This is a genomic window from Rubrivirga sp. S365, assembly GCF_032248475.1.
Classification (GTDB): Bacteria; Bacteroidota; Rhodothermia; order Rhodothermales; family Rubricoccaceae; genus Rubrivirga; species Rubrivirga litoralis.
On record NZ_JAVTTN010000001.1, the window covers coordinates 926,176 to 945,753 of the forward strand.

General features: G+C 75.4%; 20 protein-coding genes. 10 read left to right on the forward strand and 10 right to left on the reverse strand.

Going from position 1 to position 19,578, the window contains the following annotated elements:
- The first annotated feature begins 28 nt into the window (after positions 1-28).
- A complete protein-coding gene (locus RQM47_RS04060) occupies positions 29-490 on the forward strand; it encodes a MarR family winged helix-turn-helix transcriptional regulator (RefSeq protein WP_311661306.1) in 462 nt (153 codons plus the stop codon).
- Between the two features lie 57 nt (positions 491-547).
- On the opposite strand, the gene RQM47_RS04065 is transcribed toward RQM47_RS04060, so the two are convergent.
- The 5 genes from RQM47_RS04065 to RQM47_RS04085 all read right to left on the reverse strand — a co-directional run bounded on the left by RQM47_RS04065 (position 548) and on the right by RQM47_RS04085 (position 6,015).
- On the reverse strand, positions 548-1,006 hold the full coding sequence (locus tag RQM47_RS04065; protein ID WP_311661308.1) for a hypothetical protein: 459 nt from the start codon (positions 1,004-1,006) through the stop codon (positions 548-550).
- A gap of 120 nt (positions 1,007-1,126) precedes the next feature.
- Entirely contained in the window at positions 1,127-2,875 is a 1,749-nt protein-coding gene (locus tag RQM47_RS04070) for a hypothetical protein (RefSeq protein ID WP_314007502.1), read from the reverse strand.
- 127 nt (positions 2,876-3,002) lie between these two features.
- The gene (locus RQM47_RS04075; protein WP_311661312.1) at positions 3,003-3,983 is read right to left on the reverse strand and encodes a branched-chain amino acid transaminase; all 981 of its coding nucleotides are present in this window, start codon (positions 3,981-3,983) and stop codon (positions 3,003-3,005) included.
- A 217-nt stretch (positions 3,984-4,200) separates the two neighbouring features.
- The gene (locus RQM47_RS04080) at positions 4,201-4,902 is read right to left on the reverse strand and encodes a glycosyltransferase family 2 protein (RefSeq protein ID WP_311661313.1); all 702 of its coding nucleotides are present in this window, start codon (positions 4,900-4,902) and stop codon (positions 4,201-4,203) included.
- A 96-nt stretch (positions 4,903-4,998) separates the two neighbouring features.
- Positions 4,999-6,015, reverse strand: coding sequence for a YndJ family transporter (locus tag RQM47_RS04085; protein WP_311661314.1), 1,017 nt, complete (start codon positions 6,013-6,015; stop codon positions 4,999-5,001).
- 188 nt (positions 6,016-6,203) lie between these two features.
- Here RQM47_RS04085 and RQM47_RS04090 point away from each other — a divergent pair, with 188 nt between their 5' ends.
- The 6 genes from RQM47_RS04090 to RQM47_RS04115 all read left to right on the forward strand — a co-directional run bounded on the left by RQM47_RS04090 (position 6,204) and on the right by RQM47_RS04115 (position 12,562).
- On the forward strand, positions 6,204-7,325 hold the full coding sequence (locus tag RQM47_RS04090) for a S1C family serine protease (protein ID WP_311661316.1): 1,122 nt from the start codon (positions 6,204-6,206) through the stop codon (positions 7,323-7,325).
- Complete coding sequence (locus RQM47_RS04095) at positions 7,322-8,431, forward strand: hypothetical protein (RefSeq protein WP_314007505.1); 1,110 nt, start codon at positions 7,322-7,324, stop codon at positions 8,429-8,431. Before RQM47_RS04090 ends, RQM47_RS04095 begins: the two co-directional genes overlap by 4 nt.
- The gene (locus RQM47_RS04100; RefSeq protein WP_314007508.1) at positions 8,428-9,087 is read left to right on the forward strand and encodes a hypothetical protein; all 660 of its coding nucleotides are present in this window, start codon (positions 8,428-8,430) and stop codon (positions 9,085-9,087) included. The genes RQM47_RS04095 and RQM47_RS04100 overlap by 4 nt, the downstream gene beginning before the upstream one ends.
- Positions 9,088-9,256: 169 nt before the next feature.
- Positions 9,257-10,804: a sigma 54-interacting transcriptional regulator gene (locus tag RQM47_RS04105; RefSeq protein WP_314007511.1), complete on the forward strand. Its 1,548-nt coding sequence runs from the start codon at positions 9,257-9,259 to the stop codon at positions 10,802-10,804.
- 150 nt (positions 10,805-10,954) lie between these two features.
- Positions 10,955-12,010 carry an ion channel gene (locus tag RQM47_RS04110; RefSeq protein ID WP_314007514.1) on the forward strand — a complete coding sequence of 352 codons (1,056 nt, stop codon included), beginning with the start codon at positions 10,955-10,957 and terminating at the stop codon, positions 12,008-12,010.
- Positions 12,011-12,061: 51 nt separating this feature from the next.
- Complete coding sequence (locus tag RQM47_RS04115) at positions 12,062-12,562, forward strand: GNAT family N-acetyltransferase (protein ID WP_311661324.1); 501 nt, start codon at positions 12,062-12,064, stop codon at positions 12,560-12,562.
- A 153-nt stretch (positions 12,563-12,715) separates the two neighbouring features.
- Here the strand turns inward: RQM47_RS04115 and RQM47_RS04120 are convergent, their stop codons facing one another.
- The 5 genes from RQM47_RS04120 to RQM47_RS04140 form a co-directional block, all read right to left on the reverse strand.
- Positions 12,716-13,387 carry a hypothetical protein gene (locus RQM47_RS04120; protein WP_314007517.1) on the reverse strand — a complete coding sequence of 224 codons (672 nt, stop codon included), beginning with the start codon at positions 13,385-13,387 and terminating at the stop codon, positions 12,716-12,718.
- Between the two features lie 4 nt (positions 13,388-13,391).
- Positions 13,392-13,652, reverse strand: coding sequence for a Rho termination factor N-terminal domain-containing protein (locus tag RQM47_RS04125; protein ID WP_311661328.1), 261 nt, complete (start codon positions 13,650-13,652; stop codon positions 13,392-13,394).
- Positions 13,653-13,813: 161 nt separating this feature from the next.
- Complete coding sequence (locus tag RQM47_RS04130) at positions 13,814-16,228, reverse strand: T9SS type A sorting domain-containing protein (RefSeq protein WP_311661329.1); 2,415 nt, start codon at positions 16,226-16,228, stop codon at positions 13,814-13,816.
- A gap of 181 nt (positions 16,229-16,409) precedes the next feature.
- The gene (locus tag RQM47_RS04135) at positions 16,410-16,757 is read right to left on the reverse strand and encodes a peptide chain release factor-like protein (RefSeq protein ID WP_311661331.1); all 348 of its coding nucleotides are present in this window, start codon (positions 16,755-16,757) and stop codon (positions 16,410-16,412) included.
- Positions 16,750-17,205: an MgtC/SapB family protein gene (locus RQM47_RS04140; protein ID WP_311661333.1), complete on the reverse strand. Its 456-nt coding sequence runs from the start codon at positions 17,203-17,205 to the stop codon at positions 16,750-16,752. The genes RQM47_RS04135 and RQM47_RS04140 overlap by 8 nt, the downstream gene beginning before the upstream one ends.
- A 73-nt stretch (positions 17,206-17,278) precedes the next feature.
- Between RQM47_RS04140 and RQM47_RS04145 the strand changes: the two genes are divergently transcribed.
- The 3 genes from RQM47_RS04145 (at position 17,279) to RQM47_RS04155 (ending at position 19,547) form a co-directional block, all read left to right on the forward strand.
- A complete protein-coding gene (locus RQM47_RS04145; protein ID WP_311661335.1) occupies positions 17,279-17,752 on the forward strand; it encodes a sterol desaturase family protein in 474 nt (157 codons plus the stop codon).
- A gap of 114 nt (positions 17,753-17,866) precedes the next feature.
- Complete coding sequence (locus tag RQM47_RS04150) at positions 17,867-18,481, forward strand: RNA polymerase sigma factor (protein WP_311661336.1); 615 nt, start codon at positions 17,867-17,869, stop codon at positions 18,479-18,481.
- 358 nt (positions 18,482-18,839) lie between these two features.
- Entirely contained in the window at positions 18,840-19,547 is a 708-nt protein-coding gene (locus RQM47_RS04155) for a DUF305 domain-containing protein (protein WP_311661337.1), read from the forward strand.
- The last annotated feature ends 31 nt before the right edge of the window (positions 19,548-19,578 follow it).

The following is a 19,578-nucleotide window of genomic DNA, read 5'->3' on the forward strand; positions in this document are numbered from 1 at the left end:
GTACGACGGCCTCACCGACGGCCGCCCCGTGACCCTCGCCGACCTTATCCAGCAGCACGAGTTCGCGTCGCCCGCGCAAGAGGCCGTCCTGAACGTGTTCGCGACCGAGTCGTGGGTATCGGGCGAGATCGCCGCAGCGCTCGCGCCGCACGGCGTCACCGAGGCTCAGTACAACGTGCTCCGCATCCTCCGCGGCAGCCACCCCGCCCGCCTCGCGTGCTCCGACATCGGCGACCGCCTCGTCGACCGGACGCCCGACGTGACGCGGCTGCTGGTCCGGCTCGAAAAGCACGGGCTCGTCGAGCGCCGCCGCGCCGAGCACGACCGCCGCGTGGTCGAGGTCGCCATCACGCCGGACGGGCTCGACACGCTCGCGACGCTCGACGGCCCGGTCGACCGCGTCATGGAGGCCGTCACGGAGCACCTCTCGGACGACGACCTGGCTACGCTCTCGGCGCTCCTGGAGCGGATGCGGGCGGGCCAACAGTAGAACGGGCCGCCCCCGTCGTGAGGGGCGGCCCGTGCGTCGTCGGGGGCGGGGCGGCGGCTACCAGCGGGGCTCGCCGCGGACGGCGGAGAGCTGGGCGGCGGCGCCGGCGGCCTCGGGCGAGAACGTCCCCACCCAGACCGCGTAGGGGCCGGCGTCGGCGCGGGCGAAGCTCACGCCCGGGTTGCTCCCGTTGGCGTCGTCGCTGCAGTGCCAGCGGCCGGCGGGGTCCGCGATCAGGATCGTCGTGTCGATGTCCGAGGTCGCGTAGATCGCGAGCGGCCCGCCGCCCTCGGCCTGGACGACGGCCGTCGGCGCGTCGTTCGTGATGAACCCGGAGCACCCGCTGCCGGGGACCCCGTTGCGGTCGGGGCCGCCGGCTTGGATGGACATCGAGGCCGGTTCGGCTGCGGCCGTGAGCGTCCCCGCCTTCGGGGCCGCCTTGGAGTTGGGCTGCGCCTGGGCGGGGAGGGCCGCGAAGAGGAGGCCGGCAAAGGCAAGGAGGAGCGAAACGCGCATGGCCGTGGTGTGGGGAGCCCGGAGGAAAGGGAGCCGAGGAAACGCCAGGCCGATGCTCCTGGTGCCCCGCCGCGCAGGGCTCACGAAAGGGTCACGCGCGCCGCCCCGCCCGTGCTCGCCCTACTCGCCGCCCCGCTCCACGCGGAGCCGGGCGGGCGTGGGCGCCGGCAGGCGCGAGAACGTCCCGACCCAGACCGACGCCGCCCCGCCCGCGGCGTCGACCGTGACGCTCGGGTCGGTCCCGTCGGCGTCGTCGCTGCACGTCCACGCCCCGTCGGCCGTCCGAACGACGAGCGTGAGGTCGGTGCCGGCCGTGGCCGAGATCGTGAGCGGGCCGGAGCCCTGGACCTCGGCCGCCGGCCGTTCGCTGAGGAAGCCGCGGCACACGTCGCCGTCGACCGGGTTGGAGACCGGGCCGCCGGCGAGGACCGCGGCCTCGGTCTCGAGCGCGCTCACCACGACGGCCGCCCCGCCCGGCCGGATCGCGTCGCCCGCGTAGGAGCCCGGCGACTGCGGGGTCGACTCGACGGCGCTCGCCGGGTCGTCTTCGACGGCGAGCGCGCCGGGCGTCGCCGCGACCGCGACCGCGACGGGCGCCGTGGCCGGACCGAACGTCCCCACCCAGGTGAGGTAGTCTCCGGGCTCCGTCTCGTCGAACTGGACGGCGGGGTCGAGCCCTTGGGAGTCGTCGCTGCACAGCCACGTCCCGCCCGGCGTCCGCACGGTGAGGGCGAGGTCCGCGTCGCTGGCGGCCGTCGCCGCTACGGTGACCGGCCCCTCGACATCGAAACGAAGCGCCGTCGTCGGCGCGACGTCGAGGTAGCCCGTGCAGGCGCGGCCGCTGACGGGGTTGGGGCTCGTGGGCTGGATCAGGTAAGCGGCCTCGACGGGCTCGGCGCCCAGCACGAGCGGGGCGGGGCGGGCGTCCAGGTCGAGCACGGTGTACGTCCCCTCCGAGTACGGCAAGTTCCGCGCCCGCTCGTCGAGGACGCGCTGGGGGACCGTCTCGGACAGGACGAGCCGCGCGTCGACGGGCTCCGGGTCCCCGTTCGTCGTCCCCAGCCAGACCGCGTAGTCGCCCGCGGCGGCGTCGTCCACGACGACGGGCAGCGCCAGGGAGTAGCCGCCGTCGCTGCACAGGACCGTCCCGTCAGGGGTCTGGACGAGGACCGCGAGGACATCGTCGTCCGGGTCCGAGGCCGCGACCACGAGCGGGGCGGCCTCGGCCGCCGTGTACCGCACGCGCGCCGTCGGCCGCGCGGCGTCGACGAACCCCCGGCATTCGGGGCCGAGGGAGCCGACCCAGTCCGCCCCGCCCGCCTGGACGGCGATCTCGATGGAGCCGCGGTCGGCCTCGAACCCAGCGGCCGCGTCGACATCGCCCGCCGCGGGCGGGGCGGCGGCGTCGAGGGCCAGCGCTGGGGCCGCGCCGGCGTAGAGGGCCACGGCAGGCTCGTCCGGGTCGGACGCGTACGAGCCGACCCAGACCGCGTAGCGCCCGGCGGCCGCCCCGCCCACGGTGACGGCCGGCATGAGGCCCTCGGCGTCGTCGTTGCACGTCCACGACCCGTCCGGCTGGGCCACGAGCAGCGTCGCGTCGAACGCGGCCCGCGCCCACACGCGGAGGTCGCCGCCGCCCCAGTCCACGACGGCGTCGGGCGCGCTGGGGTCGACGACGCCGGTGCACCCGTCGACCCCGCTCTCCGTCCGGGCGCGGACGTCGAACGCGACGCGCGCCGCCTCCCCAGGCGCCGGCGCGAGCGCCCCGTGCGCGGGCGGGGCGGCCGTCTGCATCGGCTGGGCCGAGGCGGAGCCGGCGAGGAGGGCGAGCCCGAGGAGGGCCGACGAGAGGGCGGGGCGGAGAGACACAGGCGAGGAGACGAGTGGGCGGGGCGGCAAAAGGTCAGTCCGCCCCGCCCGGAATAAGGCGGGGAACAGGCCAAGAAAAAGGGCGCCCCAGCTGTGCCGGGGCGCCCAACGTTGCAGGAGACGAGGGTTAGGCCGTCTCTCCGACGGTCGGCGTGCCGCTCGTCGCCGCGCCGTCGCCGGCCGCCCCGCCCGGCGCCTCGCGGGCGAACGTGAGCCAGCCGCGCGGGTTGGCCGTGTCGCGGAGCGCCTCGAAGTAGGCCGTCTGGAGCTCCTCCGTGACCGGCCCGCGCCGGCCCTCGCCGACCTGGTAGTGGTCGACCGAGCGGATGGGCGTGACCTCGGCGGCCGTGCCCGTGAAGAACATCTCGTCGGCGAGGTAGAGCGCCTCGCGGGGGAGGATCTTCTCCTCGACCGTGTAGCCGCGCTCGCGGGCGATCTGCATGACCGAGTCGCGCGTGATGCCGGGCAGGATCGACATGGTCGACGGCGCCGTCATGATCACGTTGTCGCGGACGAGGAACAGGTTCTCGCCCGACCCTTCGGAGAGGTAGCCGTCCACGCTCAGCGCGATGCCCTCGGAGTAGCCGTTGAGCACGGCCTCCATCTTGATCAGGCTCCCGCCGAGGTAGTTGCCGCCGGCCTTCGCCATCGCCGGCAGCGTGTTCGGGGCAGGGCGGTTCCACGACGACACCTGCACGTCGACGCCCTGCTCGACGGCCTCGTCGCCGAGGTACTGGCCCCACTCCCACACCGCGACGACGACCTCGACCGGGGCGCCGAGCGGGTTCACGCCCATCTTCCCGTGCCCGCGGAACGCGACCGGGCGGATGTAGCACGCGTCGAGCCCGCTGTCGGCCACCGTCCCGACGACGGCCTCGCACAGCTCGTCGACGCTGTAGCCCAGGTCCATCCGGTGGATCTTGGCCGAGTCGACGAGCCGGCGCATGTGCTCGCGGAGCCGGAAGACGGCCGGGCCGCGGTCGGTGTCGTACGCCCGGATCCCCTCGAACACGGACGACCCGTAATGGACGACGTGGGAGAGGACGTGGATGGTGGCGTCGTCGTGGGCGACGAGCTCGCCGTTGAACCAGATGCGGGGCGTCGACATGGGCGGGGGGGAGGGTGGGGAAGGGCCGGACGGCCTGCGGGGGCGGGGTGGGTGTCCCGAGCCTGCGGAGCCGTTTGGCAGGGGGAAGATAGGGGAGGCCGCTTTCGGAAGCGCTTCCATCGGAATTCAGTCGCCCTCTTCGCACCGGAGGACGGCCCGCCCCGCCCCGCCGTTCCGGCCCGCCCGCGGCGGGCGGGGCGGGGTGGTCACAGAGCGGTCACGGAGGGCGCCGCGCCAGCGCGTGGCGGCCGACGGTCCACAAGATCTTGGCGCCGGCCCGGACCGTCCCGTTCACGGTCCCCGTGATCTTCGAGCGGCCCACGCGGCGGCGGTAGCCCACCGGCACCTCGGCGCACCGGAGGCCGGCGCGGACGGCGCGGACCTGCATCTCGACGGTCCACCCGAACGTCTCGTCGGCCATGCCGAGCCCGACGAGGGCGGGGTAGCGGACGGCGCGGAACGGGCCGAGGTCCGTAAAGCGGACGCCCCACCGCGCCCGGATAAGGAAGCACGCGAGCGCGTTGCCCCACCGGGCCTGCGGGAGCAACGCGCCCCGCTCGACGCGGCCGGCGCGCTGCCCAAGCCGGCGGCTCCCGATCACGAGGTCGGCCTCGCCCGCCGCGATCGGCGCCAGCACGTCGCGCAGCTCCTCGGGCCGGTCCGACAAATCGGCGTCGACAAAGGCGACGACATCGGGCGCCCGCCCCGCCCGTGCGCTAGAGGCGACGTGGGCGAGGCCGGCGAGGCAGGCGCGCCCGTACCCCGCGCGCGGCTCCGCCACGATGGTCGCGCCGGCGGCCCGGGCGACGGCCGCCGTTCCGTCGCGCGATCCGTTGTCGACCACGACCACCTCGCGGACCGGCGGCAGCGCCGCCACGACGGCGCCGACTGAGGCGGCCTCGTCACGGGCCGGGATCACGACGACGGTGCGGGCGAGGAGGTCGTCCAGAGGAGCGGGGGGAGGGAGAACGGGGGGCGACCGCCCCGCCCCTGGAGGCCGGGCGGGGCGGTCGCCTTACGCGGCCCGCGCGACGGGCGGGGCGGCCGGCGCGGCGGCGCGGGCGGGGCGAGGCCGGAGCCGCCGCCACCCGAGCGCCCCCCACAGCCCGAACCCGACCGCGTTGAGCCACCCGTGGCGCGGCAGCATCCACAGCACGTCCGGCGACGCGATCCCGAGGCGCGGGCCGAGGTGGAACCACACGGCGAGCCCCATCGCGAGCGCCAGCGCCCCGCCCGAGACGGCCACCATAAGCCCCGCCCAGCGGTCCGCGAGCGTCGGCCCGAGGGCGACCCCCAGCGCGCCGGTCCCCATCGCCGACGCCGTCAGGAGCGCGACGCCGACCGTTTCGAGCGCCGGTCCGCCCGCCGGTCCGCCCGACGCGGCGATCCCGAACGCGACGAGCCAGAACCCGACGACCAAGCCGGCCGCCGTCGCGGCCCAGGCGGGGCGGAGCCGGCTGCCCGCCGGGAGCGCGCGGCCGAGGAGCCCGCTCCAGACCGCCGCCGCGAACGCGCCGTAGTGGAAGTGGGCCGCCGTGAGCAGCACGACGAGCGGCCCGTACGGCCCGGGGTCGATGCCGGCCCGCGCGAACCCGAGCCAGACCGCCCCGCCCGGGAGCGACGCGAAGCCGGCGGCGAGCACGACCTCGGCCGCGTCGAGCGTGCCGGCCTGGTGGCGCCGCCACGCCCCGCGCAGCGCCCACACGGCGACGGCGGCGGTCGCCAGCCCCCACGGCACCACGAGCGCCCCGGCCCACATTCCAACGGGGACGAGGAACGAGCCCGCAGCGGCGAGGGCGCCGGGGAGGATCAGCCACGAGGCCGCCGCGAGGGCGGGGTCCGTGCGCCGCTCGAACGAGGCCGGCAGCGCGGCGTCGAGGTAGAGCGGCACGAGCACGAGCGGCGCCAGCAGCACGAGGTGCGCGCCGAGTTCGTGCGCCGCCCCGCCCGCCAGCGGCACGAACAGGAGCGCACTCCACGCGACCAAGCCGACGAGGGCGCTCCGGGACAAGCGGCGGGAGAGGGCGGGCACGCGGGCGGGGCGGGGGACGGGGCGGCCAAGATCGCCGCGTCGGCGGTCGGGCGGGGCGGCGCCGGGCGGGGCGGCAGAGCGGGGCGGCGCACGCGGCCCCGCCCGTTCCAAGCGTTCGTGAGCCCGCCCCGCCCGAGAAACCGGCCGGCGGGCGCCCCGTAGGTTGCCGATTGCCCACCCCGCCCCCCATGCGCACGCTCTCCCTGCTCCTCGTCGCCCTGCTCGCCGGGTGCGAGCAGACGGCGCACTCCCAGCAGGCCGCCCCGCCCCCGCTCGCCGTCGAGGCCCCGCCGGCCGACGGCGAGATCCTGTCGAGCCGGCGGACGGCCATCACGCGCGCGGTCGAGGCCGCCAGCCCGGCCGTCGTGTCGGTCAACGTGATCGAGGTCCAGAACGTCCGCGTGCGGGACCCGTTCGCGGGCTTCTTCGGGCGCCGCGTGCCCGACCGCGTGTACCAGCAGCAGGTGCAGGGCGTCGGGTCCGGGTTTATCGTCTCGCCCGACGGCTACATCGTCACCAACGACCACGTGGCGGGGAACGCGACCAAGATCACGGTCGCCTTCCCCGACGGGAGCCAGCTCCCGGCCGAGCTCGTCGGGAGCGACCCGCAGACGGACATCGCGCTCCTCAAGGTGGACCCGCCCGCGGCGCTCCCGTACCTCTCGTACGAGGAGGCCGGCGACGCCATCGTGGGCGAGTGGGTCGTGGCGCTGGGCAACCCGTTCGGCCTGTTCGAGGCCGCCGAGCCCACGGTCACCGTGGGCGTTGTCAGCGCGATCGGCCGCGACTTCCCGGCCCAGGACGGGCGGACGTTCCGCGACCTCGTGCAGACCGACGCGGCCATCAACTCGGGCAACTCGGGCGGGCCGCTCGTGAACGCGCTGGGCCACGTGATCGGGATGAACACGTTCATCTTCTCACGCTCGGGCGGGTCGGTCGGGATCGGGTTCGCCGTGCCGTCGTGGCGCATCCGCCAGGTCGTCGCCGAGCTCCGTACGTCGGGCTCCGTCGACCGCTCGTTCTACACCGGGTTGAGCGTGAACGCGGTCACCCCGCAGATCGCCCGGGCGCTCGGGCTCGACGACGTCCGCGGGCTCATCGTGCGGAGCGTGGAGCCGGGGAGCCCGGCCGAGGCCGCCGGCCTCCGCCCGTACGACGTCGTCCGCTCGGTCGGCGGCGAGCCGATCGCCTCGAACGAGGACATCCGCCAGCGCCTCGTCGACCTCCGCGCCGGCGACGTGGTCCGCCTCGGCGTCGTGCGTGACGGGCGCCCGCTCGACGTCTCGCTCCGGCTGGGCCGCGCCGAGTGACCCGCCCGCCCCGCCCCGCCAGCGCCCGCCCCGCCCCGTTCCGCCCCGCCCGGCTCGGCCTCCTGCTGCTGGTCGCGGGCGGGGCGGTGGCCCTGGCCGGGTGCCTCCCGTCGAGCCAGCGCGAGCTCGACCGCTCGGTCTCGGCCGCCGACTCGGCCTCGGTCGCGCTCGCCGCCGCGGCGCCCGTCGACACGCTCGACGTGGTGTGGGAGGCGAGCCCGGCGCTCGACCTGCCCACGTCGCTCGGGTGGTACGGCCGCGGCGTGGCCGTGGTCGAGACGCAGGGCGGGGCGGCCCGCCTGCTCGGCGCGGACGGCGCCGACGCCGGCCGCGTCGACCTGGGCGGCGACTACCCGTACCTCGCCGGCGTGCGCGGCGACACAGTCGTGGTGCTGGCGCGCGGCGCCGACCAGCTCCGGTGGGCCGTCCCCGGCCGCGGCGTCGTCCGCGACGTGCCCGCCCCGCCCGGGGCGACGGCGGCGCTCGTGACCGACTCGCTCGTGGCCGTGCGCACCGGCGGCGGCTCGGACGAGGAGGCGCCGCCGGGCGCCGTCGAGGTGCTGGACGAGGGCGGGGCGGTCGTGGCTCGGCACGCGCTCACCGGCCCACCGTGGCGGTCCATCGGGTTTCTGCGCGCGTGGGGCGGGCGGCTCGCCGCGCTCTCCGGCTACCGCCCGGTCGTCGACGTGCTCGCGCCCAGCGCCGCGCCCGCCGCCCCGCTCGACACGCTCGCGCTCGTCGGGTTCGCCTCGCCGCAGCTTACGCGCTCGGCCCAGTACGTCCGCGGCGACGTGGACGAGCCGCCGCTCCTGACGTCGAGCGCCGCCCCGCTCGGCGACCGCCTGTTCGTGCTCAACCTCCGCGGCGACCACCTCCGCGTCGACGTGTATGACCGGGCGGGGCGGCTCGAGCGCGTGCTCGTGGGGCCGGAGCGGTCGGAGGAGGTGTACCCGCTCGACCTCGCGGTGAGGGAGACCGGCGGAGCCGTCGAGCTCGCGGTGCTCATGGCCCGCCCGCCCGGTCTGCTCCAGGCGCCGGCCAGCCGCATCGTGCTGTACCGGTGGACGCCGCAGCCCGACGCCACCCGGCCCCCGGCCTCGCCATGAGCCGCCCCGCCCGGCTCGCCCTGGCCGCGCTCGCGCTCGCCGCGTGCGCCGACCCCGCCCCGCCCGCCGACGGCGCGGGCGGGGTGGCCGACGCGCCCGCTGCCGCCCCGCTCGACGCGGCGCCCGACACGTTGGCCATCACGACGCAGACCCGCGAGCTCGCCGAGCGGCCCGCCCCCCCGCTCCGCGTCGACGGCGCGTGTCCGTTCGAGGGCTGCACCTACGGGACCTGGACCACCTCGGCCGAGACGACGGTCTACGGGCGGGGCGGCGACTCGACGAGCGCCGCCTTCATGGTCCCCGCCGGGACGAGGCTCGACGCGTCGGGCGGGTTCGCGCTCCTCACGCGCGTCGGGGCGTCCGTGGCGACGCGGCCGACGGACCTGCTCGTGCCGCAAGGCGAGGCCGCCCCGCTCGCCCTGGGCGATACGGTCCTCGTGCTGGACTACGAGGGCGAGGGGAGCTTCCGCGTGTGGCACGGCGGCCGCATCGGGTTCTCGGACGCCGGCGGCAACCCGGGCGCCGCGCTCCGCCAGGCGACCACCCCCGAGCAGCAGTGGTGGGCGCGCGTGGCGGCGCCGGACGGCCGGGCGGGGTGGCTCTGGATGGACCGGACGCCGGGCGTGGCGGGCGCCGACGCCTTCGCCGCGCCGTAGGCCGCCCGGGCACGCCTGGCGCGGCGGGCGCCGTTGTCGGGGGCCGGCAGGCCGCCCCGCCCCAGGCTGCTCCGCCCCGCCCACCCCGCCCGACGTGAGGGCGGGGCGGGGAGGAACGGCGCGCGGTGCCCGGCGTGCAGGACCCCAACGATCCAACACCACGCATTCGATGACCGACGCCCCCGACATCTCCACGCTCGGCGCCCTCAAAGAGAGCGGCTACCACCCTCGCTCGGTCAAGGACGAGGTCCGGGCGAACCTCGTGCAGCGCCTGAAGGCGGGCGACGACGTGTTTCCCGGCATCCTTGGGTTCGACCGGACGGTCATCCCGCAGGTCCAGAACGCGCTCCTCGGCCGCCACGACTTTATCCTGCTCGGGCTCCGCGGCCAGGCCAAGAGCCGGATCGTGCGGATGCTCCCGTCGCTCCTCGACGAGTGGGTGCCGGAAGTCGAGGGGTCCGAGATCCACGACGACCCGCTCGCGCCGGTCTCGAAGTACGCCCGCGACCTCGTTGCCGAGCGGGGCGACGAGACGCCGGTCACGTGGCTCCACCGGAGCGCCCGCTACGGCGAGAAGCTCGCGACGCCCGACACGTCGATCGCCGACCTCATCGGCGACATCGACCCCATCAAGGCCGCCACGCGCAAGCTGACGTACGCCGACGAGGAGGTCATCCACTTCGGGATCATCCCGCGCACGCACCGCGGCATCTTCGCGATCAACGAGCTCCCGGACCTCCAGCCGCGCATCCAGGTCGGCCTCCTCAACATCATGGAGGAGCAGGACATCCAGATCCGCGGGTTCAACGTCCGCATCCCGATCGACGTGCTCATGGTGTTCACGGCGAACCCGGAGGACTACACGAACCGCGGCTCGATCATCACCCCGCTCAAGGACCGGATCGACTCGCAGATCCTCACGCACTACCCGCGCGAGCTGGGGATCGGCGTCGAGATCACGCGGCAGGAGGCGTGGGACGACCGGGCCGGCGGCGACGGCGCGCCGGAGACGCCGGCCGTCCACATCCCCCACGTGTTCCGCGAGATCATCGAGCAGGTGGCGTTCGAGGCCCGCGCGTCCGAGTACGTCGACCAGAAGTCGGGCGTGAGCGCGCGGCTTACGCGGGCGGCCCTCGAAGACCTGGTCTCGGCCGCCGAGCGCCGGGCGCTCCTCAACGGCGAGGCCGAGACGACGGCGCGGGCGTCGGACCTGGAGTCCGTCGAGCCGGCCGTGACGGGCAAGGTCGAGCTGGTCTACGAGGGCGAGCAGGAGGGCGCCCAGGAGGTGGCCCGCGCGCTCGTCGGCCGGGCCGTCGCGGCCATCATGAAGACGTACCTCCCCGACCCGGCCGAGAAGGGGAGCGGCGAGAGCGGCGGCCGCGCCGCCTACAGCGAGGTGCTCGGGTGGTTCTCGAAGGGGAACGCCGTCGACCTCGACGGCGACCTCCCGTTCGCCGACTACGCCAAGGCGCTCGACCGCGTCGACGGGCTGGGCAAGCTGGTCGACGCCCACACGCAGCCGTCGAGCCCGGCCGAGAAGGCGTCGGTGATGGAGCTCGCGCTCGAGATGCTCCACCAGCACTCGCTCGTCGGCAAGGAGGTGGCCGACGACGGCGCCAGCTACGCCGACATGATGGGCTCCGTGCTCTCCGGGCTGGGCTCGTACGACGACGACGACTTCGACGACGACGACGACGAGTACCGGCGCTTCAACTGATCCCGCCCCGCCCCGCCCGTTCTCCACGCGCAGACTCCATGTGCGGGCGGGGTGGGGTGGACGAAGTAGGATCGGCGTGAGCCGGCGTGGCCTTCGGCGCACGCCGTGGGCGGGGCGGGGTAGGTTGGGCGGCTCCCCCCGCTCCGCCTCGTGATCCGTCTTCTGCTCGCCCTCGTCCTGCTCCTCGCCTCCGCGCCGGCCGCCTCGGCGCAGACCGCCCCGCCCGCCCCGTCCGGCGGGGACCTCCGGGTCGCCGTGGCGCCGGCGCCCCCGTTCGTCGAGGCCGGCACCGACAGCACGTGGGACGGCCTGGGCGTCCACCTCGCGCGCGAGGTGGGCACGCAGCTGGGGCGGAGCGTCCAGTTCGTCCGCGCGGACGACCCCGTGGCCGCGGTCGCGGGCGGGGCGGCCGACCTCGCCGTGGCGACGATGACGGCCGAGGACGAGGACCGCGTCGACTTTACGGCCCCGTTCTACTCGGCCCGCCTCGGCATGGCGCGCGAGACCGGGAGCGGCATCGCCGAGGTGGCAAAGCGGTTCTTCTCGCCCACCTTCTTCAAGATCGCGCTCGGCCTCGTCGTCCTCCTGTTCCTCATCGGGCTCGCCATGTGGGGCATCGAGCGGCACGAGGACGAGAACGAGATCCGCGAGGAGAAGGCTGGCATCTGGGACGGGTTCTGGTGGGCCGGCGTGACGATGACGACGATCGGCTACGGCGACACCGTCCCGCAGACGACGGGCGGCCGCGCGCTCGCGCTGGTCTGGATGATCGTCTCGCTCGCCGTGACGTCGGCGCTCACGGCCGCCCTCGTCTCGGCGCTCGGGATCGGGAGCGGCTCGGGCGGCGGCGCGTCGTTCCCCGACGACCTCCGCGGCGAGCGCGTCGGCGTCGTCGCGGGCTCGGCGGCCGAGGCGGTGCTCGCCGAGAGCCGCGTGACCGCGCGGCCGTACCCGTCGCTCGCGGCCGGCCTGGACGCCGTCGAGGCCGACTCGCTCGACCTGTTCGTCGACTCCGTCCCGCGCCTGAAGGTGGCGACGTCGGAGACCGACCGCGGGCTCCGCGTCGAGACGACCGGGTTCGAATACGAGCGGTGGGCGCTCGCCGCCCCGCAGGGGAGCGACCTCCGCGAGGCCGTCACGCGCGCCGTGCTCGAGCGGGTCCAGAGCCCCGACTGGCCGCCGACCGTCGCCCGCTACCTCCCGTAGCCGCCCCGCCCCGCCCGCCTGCACGGGCGGGGCGGCCACCTAACCCGACCCATGCCGACCTCTCCGTTCGCGGGCACACTCCGCCCCGCCACGCCCGACGACGCCGACCTCGTCTGCCGCCTGATCCTCGACCTCGCCGCCTACGAAAAGGCCGGGCCGGGCGACGTGGCCACGACGCCCGAGGCCGTCCGCGCCGCGCTCGCGCCCGACGCCGCGCCGGCCCTCTCGGCGCTCCTCGCCTTCGACGGCGACGAGGCCGCCGGGCTCGCCCTGTTCTACCCCGCCTACTCTACGTGGCGCGCCAACTGGGGCGTCTACCTCGAAGACCTGTTCGTCCGCTCCGAGCACCGCGGCAAGGGGATCGGGCTGGCCCTGTTCCGGGCCGTCGCCGCCGAGGCCGTCGCGCGCGGGGCCGACCGGATGGATTGGGTGGTCCTCAACTGGAACCGCCTAGCCATCGACTTCTACGAGGGCCTGGGCGCCGAGGCCCAGACGGAGTGGACCGGGATGCGCCTCTCGGGCGCCGCCCTCGCCCAGTTCGCTGACGGCTAGAGCCCCCTCCGGGGAGGTACGGGGTACTCAGTACGAGGTACGGCCCTGGAGTGCTTTTTAGGAACGATAGAGGCCTGGGGGCGGGGCGGGGAGGCGCATCGTTCCCCAGAGCCGGCAGCGGATTCCGTACCCGGTACCTCGCACCCTCCGGGGCTAGGGGCGGGGCGGCCCGACGACGCGCGCCCGCACCTCGCGCACAAACCGGCCGTCCGCGACCTCGATGGCGACCCAGTTCGACACGCGCCCGTCCGCCCGCGCCGCGAGGCGGACCGTCTGCCGCGCCGCCCCCGCCGCGTCGAGGTCGAGGACGACGCGGTCCTGAAACGCGTCGATCGCGTTGTCGCCGAACGGGCGGTCGCCGACGAGCGCGACGACGCCCTCTTCCTCGTCCAGATCGGGCGCCCCGCCGCCGTCCTGGTCGAGCGCGAACTCGACGAGGCTGGGGTCGCCGGCGTCCACGCCGACGAAGCGCAGGCGGAGGCCCGGCGCCCCGCCCACGACCGCGACGACGCCGTCCGCCCCGCCCGCGCGGAACGGGACGAGGGCGACGCCGGCCCACCCCGCCCGCGGCCGCACGACCACGCGCGTCCCGTCGGCCGGCGCGACCTGGACGTCGGGGTGCGCGCCGAACGCGGCCGCCCCGCCCGCCCCGAGCGGGGCGGCGTCGAGCGTGTCCGCCCGCCCGGCCTCGACGCGAAGGACCGGGACGAGGCCCGCGCCGGTCGACTCGGGCGGGGCGGGGCGGACGCCCGCGCACCCGGCGAGCAGGAGGAGCGCGACGAACCCGACGTGGACCGGCAGAGCGGGGGCGGGGCGGGGCGTCACGCGGCTACCCGGTGCGGAGGGCGCCGATCAGCTCGGCCTTCGTCATGCGGCTCCGGCCCTCGACGCCGAGCTCTTTGGCGCGGTCGTGCAGCTCGTCCTTCGTCCACTCCTCGTAGGCCTTGGCGTGGCCGCCTTTCTCCGACGGGTGCATGTCGGGGTTGGCCTGGGCGTTCGCGATCGCCGCCGCTTTGTGCGTGGAGTAGCCCTTGTCGCGGAGCGCTTCGTACGCGTCGTCGTTTTTGATGCGGCTGCCGTGGTCGGCCATGACGGTGGGGCGGGGCGGTGACGGGCGGGGCGTAGACAGACGAGCGGCCGCCCCGCCCGTTCCGAGCGGCCGCCCCGCCCGTTCCGAGCGGGGTTCCCAAACGGCGCGCGGGGGCGGACCCGGAGGCCCGCCCCCGCGCAGGGAGCTCAGATCCGGCGGTCTTAGCGGGCGACCGTGATCCGGACTGTCTGGGTCTCATCGCCGACCGTGGCGCGCACGACGTAGACGCCGGAGGGAACGCCCGAGGCGTCGAACGCGACCTCGTGGCGGCCGCGCTCGACGGGGCCGGACGCGAGGACGGCCACGCGGCGGCCCAGCACGTCGTAGACCGCCACCTGGGCGTCTCCGGCCTCGGCGGCGCCGAACGCGATGAGCGCGCGGCCCGACGTCGGGTTCGGCGCCGACGTGACGGCCAGGTCGACCGCCTCGTCGGGACCGCCCTCGCCGGCCACGCCGCCGCCCGCGCTGGCGCTGCCCGGCGTGGGCGGGGCGGCCGCGTAGGAGCCGTTCCCGGTCCGCTGGATCGAGGCCTCCTCGGTGTCGCCCGACGCTACCTGGTCCTCGGGCACGCCGAAGGCGCTCGCTAGGCTCCCGGACGGCGCGGCGCGGCGGCTCGCGGTGACGGCGTTGTCGTAGATCAGGACGTCAGCGCGCGTCGACGCGTTCTGGCCGGCCGCGGCCCCGTTCGGGTAGTCGCTCGCCTTGCCGAGGTAGAGGGCGACCGCCCCGCTCCCGTCGACGACGTCGTTGGGGGCGCCGCCGAGGACGGCCTGGTTGGCTGCCGCGACGCCGGGGTCCGACACCACGTAGACCTCACCGGGCGCGAGCACGCCCTGGAGGTTGAACTGAGCGTAGGCCAGGTTGTCGGCTCCGTTGAAAAAGACGAGGGCGTAGTCGGCCAGCTGAGCCGGAACGTCGCTGACGTTCTGGATCTCGACGAACTCCGCGGCGTCGCCCTCGCCAAGCGGCGGCGTGACGGCGTCGACCTCGCTGATGACGAGGTCGCCCGAGACCGGCCGCGAGGCGAACTCGAAGGCGCCGATGTCGGCCCGCTCGTCCCCGCTGCGGATGCCCGGGCGGAGGAAGCCGCGGCCGTCGAGGGCCGGCGCGTCGGCCCCGATGGCCGGGTCGGCGGCGTCGATGGCCGGGCTCGCGGCGCCCAGCTCGTACGCCGTGACGGCGTAGCCCGCGCCCCGGTTGGCGCCGATGACGACCGGGTTGATCCGAGTCGCGTCACTGGCCTGCCCGCTCCCGATGCGGCTCCCGTTCTGGTCCACGGCCGCGCCCGGCTGGACGTCGGGGAAGCCGGCCTCGACCGAGCTGTTGGTCCCGATCAGGTTGAAGCCGCGGTCCACGAGCAGGCCGGTCGTAAACGGGTTCGGCCCCGGCCCGGCGTCGTCGTCAGCCACGGACCCGTCGTAGAGGTCGGACCCCGGCTGCTTTGTGGCCGCCGTCGTGGTCCCGTCGTTGCGGGTGTCGCTGCCGGCCGTGTTCGACGCGACGATCGTGTTGGTCAGCGTGGTCTCCCCGCCGTTGACGCTCGCGACGCCGCCGCCCGCCCCGCCCTCGCCTTCGGCACCGGCCTGGCCGCCGTTCGTGCCGGCGGCGCCGGCCGAGGGGTCGCCGGCCACGTTGTTCGCGATCGTCGACCGCTCGACGCTCAGCGTCCCCTCGTTGTAGACGCCGGCGCCGGAGCCGCCGGAGCCGCCGTTGCCGCCATCGGCCGGGGCGCCGCTCGACGGGGCCGTGCCGAAGCCCGGCGAGCCGGCGTCGCCCGTCTCGTTCTGCGCCACGAAGCTCCGGCGCAGGGTGAGGGCGCCGTAGTTGGCGATGCCGCCGCCGTCGCCACCCCGCCCGGCGTTGCCGCCGCGCGTCTGGGCGATCCCAGCCGAAGGCGCCGTCCCGTTGCCGCCGCTCGACGTGGCGCAGTTGTTGACCGAGACCTGGTCGAGCAGGGCCGTCACGCCCGCCGCGACGAGCACGCACCCGCCGTCGGCCCCGTCCGCGCCGTCCACGGACTGGCCGGGGCCGGGGCTCGAAACACCGTTGGCGCCGGGCTGCGCCGTGCCGCCGGTGATCGTGACGCGCTCGATGCGGACCTCGTTCGAGAGCAGGTGGAACACACGGTCGTTCGGGCTCACCGTGACCTGCGGGCCGGGCGTCCCGGTGCCGCGGATCGTGAGCGACGAGAACGCGGCGGCCCCGGCGCCCAGGTCGAGGTCGCCGTAGGCGTTGCCGTCCTCGTACGTCTCCGCGGCGACGTTGGGGGCCACGCGCGAGAGCGTGTAGGTGCCCGAGACGCCGCCCGCGAGCTGCCCCGGCAGGTTGATGACGACGGGGCCGGGCGTCGCGTTGGCCTCGTCCACGGCCGCCCGGAGCGTGCAGCGGGGCTCGGCGGACGGGTTGGACTCGGTAAAGGTGTCCAGGCACACGCCGTCGCCGGGCGTCCGGTCGCGGGCGTTGGCGTCGTCCGCGGCGGAGTTGACCGTGAACACGGTCGTCGGGACTTGGGCGCTGGCCGGACCGGCGAGAAGGGCTACCGCGAGCGGGATCCAGCGGGGGGTTGCAAAAGGCATGTAGAGCGGAGTGGGATGAAAAGCAGGCGAGACGCTACCGCCATCGTAGAGGGCGGGGTGGAGGGGGTTCCTCGGGAGACGTGATCGTTGGGTGAGGGGGACGGCTAAAGACCGGCTTGGCATTTTCCCCCACGCTTCGTTGTTGCAGGAGGCGCGGGCGCGGACGCGCAGGGACAGTCGGTCACCAGTCGGGCTTTTGCCGGTTGGCCTTTTTCTCGGACCGGCGCTTTTTGGCCTCGATCCGGCGCCGCTTCGAGCCGCGCGTCGGCTTGGTCGGCCGGCGGACCTTGACGGGCCGGTTCATCTCCTCCAGCCGCTCGCGGAGCGTGGCCACGGCGAGGGCCTTGTTGCGGAACTGGCTCCGTGACGACCGGCTCTGCACGCGGACGCCGGTCGGCCGGTGCGTCAGGCGGACGCCCGTTTCGACCTTGTTCGCCCGCTGGCCGCCCTTGGTCCCGGCGCTCATCGTCTCGACGTCGCACTCGGCGAGGAGGTCGTCGTTGGTGTCGGGGATGGGGACTTTAGCCACGGCGGAGCTCCACGCGGCGTTCGAGGCGCTCGGCGGCGCCGAGCACGAGGACGGTGAGGACCGTGGCGCCGACGGCGAGCACGTAGCGGTCGAGCGCGACGGCGATCCCGATGGGCGCCACGACGAGGAGCGAGGCGGCCGTCGTGAGCCCGCGCGTCCGGTCGCGCTCGCGGTCGCGGAACACGATGCCGGCGCCCAGGAACCCGAGGCCGGCCGCGATCGCCTGGACGGCCCGCACCGGGTCGACGCGGACGCCCCCGCCGGCGGCGGCGCCCGCGGCCACGCTGACTTCGACGAACAGGAACGACGAGAGCGCCACGAGCATCATCGTCCGCAGGCCGGCGCCCTTCCCCTTCCGCTCGCGCTCCCACCCGACCACCCCGCCCAGCGCGAGCGCCAGCACGGCGTCGGCGAGCGTGCGGAGGTCAGCGAGGGCGGCGTCGAGCATCGGGGATCGCAGGAGGCGGGGCGGGGCGGGGTGGTCCTACGTTCGTCCGCCCCGCCCCGGTCCCCCGCCCGCCGTGCTCCGCTTCCTGCTCCTGGCCGCCGCCGCGTTCGCCGTGATGGAGGTGTCCGCGTACGTCCTCCACCGCTGGCTCTTCCACGGCGCCCTGTGGCGGCTCCACCGGACGCACCACGACCCGGCCCACGGCCACGGCGACGGGTTCGAGTGGAACGACCTGTTCTCGGTCAGCTTCGCGGCCGTCTCGCTCGGGCTGATGTGGGCGGGGCGGGGCGCCCCGCTCGCGAGCGGAGCGTTCCCGCTGGGCGTCGGGATCGCCGTCTACGGCGCGCTCTACTTCGTGCTCCACGACCTCTACGCGCACGGGCGGCTGGGGCCGGTGAAGACGAAGAACCCGGCGGCGCAGTCGGTGAAGCGGGCGCACGGGCGGCACCACCAGTCGCTCTCGAAGGAGGGGCAGGAGCCGTACGGGCTCTTCCTGTTCCCGCCGTGGATGGGCCGCCGGTTCGAGCGGAAGCGGGACCGCGCCTGACCGCGGGGCGTCGGCGCAGCCCGCCGCCCCGCCCGCGCCTCCCCGCACCTACGGGCGGCGGGAGCGGGCGGGGCGGGGTAGTTTGCCGCCCCGCCCCGAGTTACGACGCCCGCCATGCCGCCTGCCCCGTCTCCGTCCGCGCCCTCGGCGTCGAGCGAGGAGGACCGCGCGACGGTCGCGCAGGCGCTCGGCGGCGACCAGCGGGCGTACGAGCGGCTGGTCACGAAGTACCGGGGGCCGCTGACCCACCACGTCTCGAAGATGGTCCGCGAGAGCGCCGTCGTCGACGACCTGGTGCAGGAGGCGTTCGTCAAGGCGTTCGGATCGCTCGACAGCTACTCGCCGACGTACGCCTTCTCGACGTGGCTCTACCGGATCACGACGAACCACACGATCGACCACATCCGGCGCAAAAAGCTGCCCACGTTCTCGATCGACAAGCCGGTCCAGACGCGCGACGGCCAACTCCAGATGGAGCTCCCGGACACGACCTACCGCCCCGACCGGGCCGTCGTGACGGACCAGCGCAACGCGATCCTCCGCGAGGCCATCGAGGCGCTCCCGCCGAAGTACCACCGCGTCATCGTGCTCCGGCACCAGGAGGAAAAGACGTACGACGAGATTGCGGACGAGCTGGACCTCCCGCTGGGCACCGTCAAGGCGCACATCTTCCGCGCCCGCGCGCTCCTCAACAAGGCGCTCCGCGCGCGCCGCGACGAACTGGAATAGCCGGGGGAGGCGGTGGATCAGTGGGTCAGGTTTTCGGGCGGGGTGGTCGAGGCGGGCACGTCGCCGTCCCGAGGCGGCGGCGGTCCCCCTCCTGGACACCCCGAGGGGACGGCGCAGCCAGGAGGGGCTAGGACCCAAAGGGCGGGGTGGTGGTCGGGCGGGCGGGGCGGTCAAGACCGGCACCGCCCCGCCCTGGGCGCCGCGGCCCGACGGCGTTGCATGCAACGCCGCCCCGCCCGCATGGGCGGCAGCCGGTCGCCCCGACGGCGGCCGCGGGCGGGGCGGCGTCTGTGGAGGCGCCTCGCCCCGCGCGTCCGCTACCTTGCCCATGCACACCCTGCCCCGACGGGCCGCATCTGTGACGCGCCGACCCCCACCGTTCCGTCTGCTCGCCCTCGTCCTCGCGCTCGGCGCGGGCGGGGCGGCCGCCCAGACCACCCCGCCCTCGACGGCCGAGCTGGAGGCGCTCTACTGGGCGCGCCAGGACAGCGCGCTCGCGCGCTACACCGACGCCGACGTCCGCTACATGACCGGCATGATCGGGCACCACGCGCAGGCGCTCGTCATGGCCGACATGGCGGCGACCCACGGGGCCAGCCCAGCCGTCCGCCGCCTCGCCGCGCGCATCGACAACGCGCAGCGCGACGAGATCCGCTCGATGCAGCGGTGGCTCACCGACCGCGGCCAGTCGGCCCCCGAGGTGCGCCCCGATGGGACGGCGCCGATGGCGCACGGCATGGACCACGGCACGGACATGGACCACGGCGGGCACGAGGGCCACGGCGCCGGCATGGCGATGGACCACGCCTCGATGCCCGGGATGCTCTCGCCGGCCCAACTCGCCGAGCTCGACGCAGCCCGCGGCGCCGACTTTGACCGCCTGTTCCTGGCCTACATGATCCAGCACCACGGCGGGGCGGTCGTCATGGTCGACGAGCTGTTCGCGGCCGACGGCGCGGCCCAGGACGGAGCCACGTTCAAGCTGGCCTCCGACGTCCAGGTCGACCAGCGGACCGAGATCGCCCGGATGCAGCAGATGCTCGACGCGATGGTCGGCGACGAGTAACGGGCGCCGAGCCCGCTCTCGCGACCGCCCC